A 6,994-nucleotide genomic window follows, 5' to 3' on the forward strand; every position below is an offset into this window, starting at 1 on the left:
ATCGACCATCCCGTCGGCAGCAGTCCCATCGATCTGCCAGCCAAGGATCTCGAGGCACACGCCGCCATCTCGCGCGAGGGCGCGGAGCAAGGGGCGGTGCTGCTCAAGAACGACGGCGCCATCCTGCCGCTCGGCGCCGACCTCAAGCGCATCGCGGTGATCGGCGGCCACGCAGACAAGGGCGTGCTGGCGGGCGGCGGGTCGTCGCTGGTGTACGGCGTCGGCGGCAACGCGGTGCCCGATCTCGATCCGACCTCTTGGCCGGGGCCGGTCATGTATTACCCGTCGTCGCCCTTGCGGGCCATCAAGGCGCTGGCGCCGAAGGCCGAGGTGCAGTTCGCGGGCGGTGAGGATCGCGGCGCGGCGGCGCGCCTGGCGGCGAAGAGTGACGTGGCGATCGTGTTCGTCACGTTGTGGGACGGCGAATCCTTCGACGGCGAGCTCACGTTGCCGGACGAGCAGGACGCGCTGGTGAGCGCGGTTGCCAAGGCGAACCCACGCGCGATCGTGGTGCTCGAGACCGGCGGCGCGGTGTTCATGCCGTGGATCAACCAGGTTCGAGGCGTCGTCCAGGCGTGGTATCCGGGCACGAGCGGCGGCGAGGCGATCGCCAATCTCCTGTTCGGCCGCGTCAACCCCTCCGGCCGGCTGCCCATCAGTTTTCCAAAGGAGGCGAGCCAGCTCGCGCGACCTGCGCTGATCGAGACGGGCGCAACAGGCGACAACACCGGCAAGGTCAGGTACGCGGAGGGCGCGGCGGTCGGCTACAAGTGGCACGACGCCAAGAAGCTGCCGCCGCTGTTTCCGTTCGGGTTCGGGCTCTCGTACACGCGCTTCGAGCAGACCGGCCTCACGGCACGGCTCGAGGGTCAGGAGCTGGTCGTGAAGTTTCGCGTGCGCAACGTCGGCCAACGAGCAGGCAAAGACGTGGCTCAGATCTACGTATCGCCGGTCGCCGGCGGCTGGGAGGCGCCCAAACGCCTGGGCGGGTGGCGCAAGGTCGAGCTGCCGCCGGGGGCGAGCACGGACGTCGAGCTGCGCGTCGATCCGCGCCTGCTCGCCATGTTCAGCGAGGCCGGCGGTGGCTGGCGGATAGCCCCGGGCGCGTACAAGGTGTTGCTCGGCAGCTCGGCGTCGAAGATCGATCTCGAGACGTCGGTCCGGCTCGGCGAGCGCCGCCTGCCGGCGACCTATCACCCGTAGCCCGGCCTATGGCGGGGTCCAGGTCGCTCCGGTCTCGCAGTCCACATGAGCGAGCCGCAATCCCGCGGAGGTCACGTCGATCGTGACTGCGCTCTCACAGGTCGAGATGAAGCTGGTCGTCGGCCGCGGCCGGCGCCTCCGACCGAGCCAGCTGGTCGAGGCGCGCCAGCAGGCTGTTGAACTCCCACGCGACGAAGAGGGCGCGCATCCGAGACCAGGCGTCGGCGCCGACGGGCGCGGCGCGCGCGCCGGAGGGAAGCGGCACGTCCTCACGCAGGCGGGCCAGCGACTCGGTCTCGAGAAGTTGCGCGGACGCCGCCGCCAGCGTGCTCCGCAACGCCGCGGGCGTGACCTGTTCCAGCCCCGCGATCAACCCGCGCATATCGCCGAACCGCTGCACCAGCTTCTGGGCGGTGCGCGCGCCGACACCGGGGATCTTGGGCAAGTTGTCGGTCGCGTCGCCCACCAGCGCGGTGAGCGAGGGCAATTGCCCGGGCTCCACCCCGTACCGGGCGACCAAGGCGGCGCGATCGTAGAGGATCGATTTGCGCCCGCGCGTGCCCACGAACAGGACGTCGACGCCGTCCCTGGCGACCTGGAACAGATCGTGGTCCGCCGTCACGATGCGCACCGCGACCTTCGACGAGGCCGGCTCGCGGGCCAGCGTCGCCAGGACGTCGTCCGCTTCGAACCCCGGCGCGACGAAGGTGGGCGCGCCGACGGCTTCCAGGAGGCGCGGCAAGGCATCCAGTTGGCGGCGCAGGGCATCGGGCAGCGGCGGCCGGTGCGCCTTGTAGGACCCGCTCTGCAGGTGGCGAAACGTCGGCTGCGCGGCGTCCAGCGCGAACGCCAACCCACGCGGGCGCTCATCCCGCAGCAGCTTCAGCAGCATGACCGCCAGGCCGTAGAGCGCCGACGTCGGCTCTCCGGCCTTGGTCGCCATCGGCGGCAGCGCGAAGAAGGCGCGGAAGAGCAGGGCGTGCGTGTCCAGCAGCAGAGCGCGGCTCATCGGACGGAAGGAGTTTAGTCCCTCCCCGGCGTCGCGACTTGACGGCGGCGCCGGCGGCTCGCATGACTGAGCGGTGCGCGCGCTGGCCGGCCTGGATGTGCTGGTGGTCGACTGTCAGGCCACCGGAGCCAGCCCCGCCTTCGGTCACGTTCTGGAGTTGGGGTGGGGCGTGGTGCGCGGCGACAGCGGTCCGCGCGGATTCGAGGCGCACTGGATCGCTCTGCCGGAAGACCACACGGTTCCCGGCCAGGTCCGCAAGCTGACCGGCTGGCAGCCGGCAGTCGCGGCAGAGGCCCTGGCCGGCCACGAGGCGTGGCGCCGCCTGCGGGCGGCGGTCGCGCAGGCAGGACCCATTCCTACCGCCATCCACTACGCGCGCTTCGAGCTGCCGTTCCTGCGCGAATGGTCGGCGCGGTTCGAGCCTGACGTTGCCTTCCCGCTGGACGCCGTGTGCCTGCACGCCATCGCCAACCGCCTCTATTCCGAGCTGCCGCGTTTGTCCCTGCGCGCACTGGCCGGCTACCTGGGTCACAGCGTGGCGCTGCAGCGGCGCGCGCTGGGCCACGTCGCGGCCACGGCCTTCGTGTGGCAGCGACTGTGCGGCGATCTGGCGGCGCTCGGCGTCGAGACCTGGGAGGAGCTGCAACGGTGGCTTGGCGAGCGTGCTCCCATCCGGGCGCGCCCCAAGAAGCCGACGTACCCCATCGACGATCGGCGCTTTCGTTCACTGCCCGACCAGCCCGGCGTGTACCGATTCCTGCGTCGCAACGGCGACCTGCTGTACGTGGGTAAGGCGGCGAGCTTGAAGAAGCGCGTCACCAGCCACTTCATCGGCCGGTCGGGCAAGCTCCTCGCGCCGGAGATGCTGACTCAGGTCAGCGACATCGCCGTGACCGAGACCGCCAGCGCGCTGGAGGCTGCGCTGCTGGAGAACGAAACCATCAAGGCTCTCAATCCGCCTTACAACGTTCAGCTGACGACGGGCGACCCCCGGGTCTGGTACAGCAGCACGGCTTTCGACGCGGCGGCGGCCACGCCCAGCGACGAGCACGCGATCGGGCCGCTCCCGTCGCAATACGCGCTGCGGCCGCTCGGCGCGCTCGGCGCGTTGCTGGCCGGCGCGCCGCCGGAGTTGCCGGTGCGCGCGCACGCGGTCGGTGTCTCGGCGCTGTGGACGCCGGACGAGGCGGTGTTCACGGCCGGCTGGTCCGAGCTGATGGCGCGCCACGCGGCCGCCGCGGGTCTACCGGGCGATCCTGTGTGCTTGCCCCCGCGCACGCGGGCGGTGCGGCTGGCCCAACACCTGCTGGCGGTGGTGGCGACGCAGAAGGATCCGCCGCGAGATGAAGAAAAAGGTGATCGCGGCTGGGATCCGCCGCGCGTCGCTCGCCACCTGGAGCGTGCGGCGGCACAAGCCTATCGCGCCTACCGCCGCACCCGCTGGCTGAAGCTGCTGGACGACGCAGAGGTGGTCTGGCGGGAGCCGGGCGCCACCCGGACCCGCCGCCTGCGGATCAGGGCGGGCCAGATCAGCGCGGCCGACCAGGAGGTCCCGCTGCCGGTGCTCGCCGCACCGCCCGACGCCTCTTTCGACCGTGCTTGTTACGATCGCCTGCGTATTCTGACCACCGAGCTGAAGCGCATCGCGCGCGATGGTGGCAACGTCATCGTCCGCGTGCGGGCTGGGCGAGCGCTGCCGCCCCGGCTGCTGCCCGGCGTGTTCGCGGTGATCTGATCGCCCGCGTTCTCGACGTAGGCAAGCCTACGGTGCACTGAACTGTTGATCAGTATGCGTCCGGCGGCTATCGTTCCTGCCCATGCAGCGGTGCGGGCGATGCGGCGAGCGAGTGGGGGAGATTCCGGCGGTGATCTGGTGGTGCTGGTGGTGCGGGCGCGCGCTCTGCGACGGCTGCGGCGGGTCTGACACCGCGACGTGCGGCGTGCGGTGGAGAACGTGCGACCGCAACCCGCGACGCCCGTTTACGTCCAGCTCGCCCTCCGCTCTCCCACGACCACCGGTGATTCAAGAGGCCGTCCGTCGATGACCGCCGTCGGCGAGACCGCCGGCGGCACCGCGGGTGACCCCAGCATCAGAAGGTCAGCCGCCCCGGTTTTCGGGACCGTTGACCCCGAGCGGGAGGCCCTTGTCCGTCGCGAAGGCGCGAACGTCAGAGCCAATGCGGGAACGAGATGCCGAGCCGCTTCATGAATTCCACCGTCTTGAGCGAGCCGCACGGAGGGAAGCTCAGGATGAACGGCACCCGCGCGAGGTTCTCGCGCGCGTAGTGGGAGAGCAGCGACTTCGTGGCGCTCGCGTCGAACACTGTCCGCGAGATGAAGAAGCGGAAGCCGGCCGAGTGCTTGCGGAGCAGGCGCTCGTCCTCGTCGAGCTTGCGGACGTCGTAGGCGGCCGGCAAGCCGAGCCCGCCCGCCCGCTCCTTGGGCCCGGGCGCTTGTGGGCGCGCCCACGAGCACGCAGGCGTCGCGGTCCCCGCCGGCATCGAGCACGTCGGCCCACGCGAGGAGGCCGGCCGCCGTCTGGTTGCCCACACACTTGCAAAGGACGCGCGGCACATCGAGCGCTGCGAGGTAGTCGCGGGAGTAATCGAGCGGCTCGAGCGTGGGCAGGAACGGCGCGCGTCAGCGTCGTGGCCGCGGGCCGGCGGCGCGCCCATCCGTTCGGAGAGGCGGCGGTGTGACCATGTCCTCCTCGGCCGTTCGACGGGCGGGGGACGCAGGCCGCAGCGCAGCGGGCCTGTTCGCGCTGCCCCAGACGATGACGTCCAGCTTGGCCCGCACCTCGTCGGCGGTCCGGATCCGGTGCGTATGCAGTTTGCCCGTCGCCGGCGCCCGGCGCACCGGCACGGGTGGAGGCGTGACCTGCAGCTCGGGCCGCAGGTGCGGCGGCGGAGCGGGGTGCGGTGACCTGGTCAGTCTCGGCGACGACGACGCCTGCATCTTCGCACGCGCGATCACGGCGTCCCAATCCTCGTCGTCATCAACAGGAGCCGTGGGCGGCCACGCGCGTACGGTCGCGGAATTCGGTCTCGCGCCACGCCGCACCTGGCGGGCCAGGTCGGCCAGCTGGGCAGCCGTCGACGGAGCTCGGCGCCCGACAGAGTTGAACCGAGTCAGAGGATCCATGCTCTCCTCCCATCAAGAGTTCGCGGTTCGTTCGCCTATGTAAGTAGGAGAAATCAGACCGGCGAGATGGCTCAGGCTGTGCGCACCGTGGCCGTCGATTACGGCCCGCTGCGGCGCCCGCTTCCACCTACCTTTGACCGGGAGCGGGGAAGATCGAGAGTCTGGCGCGGGTCATCTTGTCGGACATCGACCTTTACATGCGGGAACGGCCGAAGGCGGGGGAACCCCGCGAGGATCGCGTCTGTGCTGGCGGTAATGATCGCCGTATTCCGTCGCTTCTTTCGTTGACCGCGCCGAGCGCGCGGCTGCGCCCAAGTGCCGCCGGCGGCGCTGTGCGGCGGGAGCGTCCGCCGTCCGGCTCGACAGCGCTCCGGCCCGGTCTCGTCAATAGGCCGATCGGCCTATTGGTGCCGTTCAAGATCTATCGACGAAAGGACACGAGATCGGCACGAACGCATGGACGATAATTCGAATCAATCGAGGAGCTACCCATGACGGTCACGGCCCGGATTCTCTTCAACGGTCTCTGCTTGCTCGGCCTGCCGAGCCTGGGCCTGGGCGCATGTGGATCGTCGGCGGGCAGCGGCGGGGGAGGCGGTGGAACCACGGGGACGGGCGGCAGCGCGTCCAGCTCCGGCGGCAGCTCCGGTGGCAGCTCCGGTGGGATGGTGGGCAGCGGCGGGTCCAGCTCTGGTGGAACTGTCGGCAGCGGCGGGTCCAGCTCTGGTGGGACCGTCGGCAGCGGGGGCTCGCCGGGCACGGGAGGGGCGGCGGGCGGAACGAGCAGCGCGGGCTGTGGCTCGACCACGACCACCTCTCCCTGTAGCAAGTCGGGAACGACCTGCTCGCTCGACGTCGGGGGGACCACGCGCGTTTACTACGTGCAGCTCCCGAGCACCTACTCTGCCACCAAGCCGTACCCGCTCGTGTTCCAGTTCCATCCCCGCGGCGGATCGGCCGAACAGGCCTTGACCGAGTATCGGATCAGCGCCGGCTTGCCCGATGCGATCTACGTGACGCCGCAGGGCCTGACGGACTCGAATGGCCAAGCCGGATGGGCCAACACCAGCGGCGTGGACATCGACTTCACGAAGGCGATGCTGAGCAGCGTGCAGAGCACTTACTGCGTCGACAACACGCGAATCTTCTCGGTCGGGTTCAGCTACGGCGGAATGATGTCCTTCGCCGTCGGCTGCGAAATGAGCGACGTGTTTCGTGCCATCGCGCCGATGTCGGGCTCGCTTTACAGCGACTTTGGTTGCAGCGGCACCAAGCATCCGATCGCCATGTGGGGCTCGCACGGTCTGAACGACACCACCGTTCCCATCGCGGACGGTCGCGCCGCCCGCGACAAGATCCTGCAACAGAATCACTGCGGCACGACCACCGTCCCCAACTCCACGGACGCATCATGCGTCGACTATCAAGGGTGCGACGCCGGTTACCCGGTGACCTGGTGCGAGTTCAACGGGACCCACATGCCGCCGAGCTTCGGCACCTCCGCCATCACCGCTTTCTTCAAGTCATTTTAGTCGCCGTCCATCCGACGCCAGTCGAACATCCGAAGAATGCGTCGGTGCCGTGGCGGAGGTCGCTCAGGCCGCGATCGATCGGGTCGTGGGATCACTGAGCTGGCAG

General features: G+C 69.9%; 5 protein-coding genes. 3 read left to right on the top strand and 2 right to left on the bottom strand.

Annotated features, from left to right (window positions below):
- Window positions 1-1,203 (top strand): glycoside hydrolase family 3 C-terminal domain-containing protein (locus VN779_RS06185; protein ID WP_325721052.1); only part of this gene is annotated, 1,203 nt, incomplete at its 5' end.
- A 94-nt stretch (window positions 1,204-1,297) separates the two neighbouring features.
- Here the strand turns inward: VN779_RS06185 and VN779_RS06190 are convergent.
- On the bottom strand, window positions 1,298-2,212 hold the full coding sequence (locus VN779_RS06190) for a 5'-3' exonuclease (protein WP_325721054.1): 915 nt from the start codon (window positions 2,210-2,212) through the stop codon (window positions 1,298-1,300).
- Between the two features lie 73 nt (window positions 2,213-2,285).
- Between VN779_RS06190 and VN779_RS06195 the strand changes: the two genes are divergently transcribed.
- Window positions 2,286-3,947, top strand: a complete 1,662-nt coding sequence (locus tag VN779_RS06195) for a GIY-YIG nuclease family protein (protein WP_325721056.1) — start codon at window positions 2,286-2,288, stop codon at window positions 3,945-3,947.
- A 433-nt stretch (window positions 3,948-4,380) separates the two neighbouring features.
- Here VN779_RS06195 and VN779_RS06200 read toward each other — a convergent pair whose 3' ends face one another.
- Window positions 4,381-4,713 carry a hypothetical protein gene (locus VN779_RS06200; RefSeq protein WP_325721058.1) on the bottom strand — a complete coding sequence of 111 codons (333 nt, stop codon included), beginning with the start codon at window positions 4,711-4,713 and terminating at the stop codon, window positions 4,381-4,383.
- 1,134 nt (window positions 4,714-5,847) lie between these two features.
- Between VN779_RS06200 and VN779_RS06205 the strand changes: the two genes are divergently transcribed.
- Entirely contained in the window at window positions 5,848-6,888 is a 1,041-nt protein-coding gene (locus VN779_RS06205; protein WP_325721060.1) for an alpha/beta hydrolase family esterase, read from the top strand.
- Window positions 6,889-6,994: the final 106 nt, after the last annotated feature.

Origin of the sequence: Actinocrinis sp., assembly GCF_035605935.1 — a bacterium.
In the GTDB taxonomy this organism is placed as follows: domain Bacteria; phylum Actinomycetota; class Actinomycetes; order Streptomycetales; family Catenulisporaceae; genus Actinocrinis.

Excerpts from the sequence above, each read along its gene's own strand:
- VN779_RS06190 (WP_325721054.1), bottom strand. The coding sequence starts at position 2,212 with ATGAGCCGCGCTCTGCTGCTGGACACGCACGCCCTGCTCTTCCGCGCC.
- VN779_RS06200 (WP_325721058.1), bottom strand. The coding sequence starts at position 4,713 with ATGCCGGCGGGGACCGCGACGCCTGCGTGCTCGTGGGCGCGCCCACAA.
- VN779_RS06205 (WP_325721060.1), top strand. The coding sequence starts at position 5,848 with ATGACGGTCACGGCCCGGATTCTCTTCAACGGTCTCTGCTTGCTCGGC.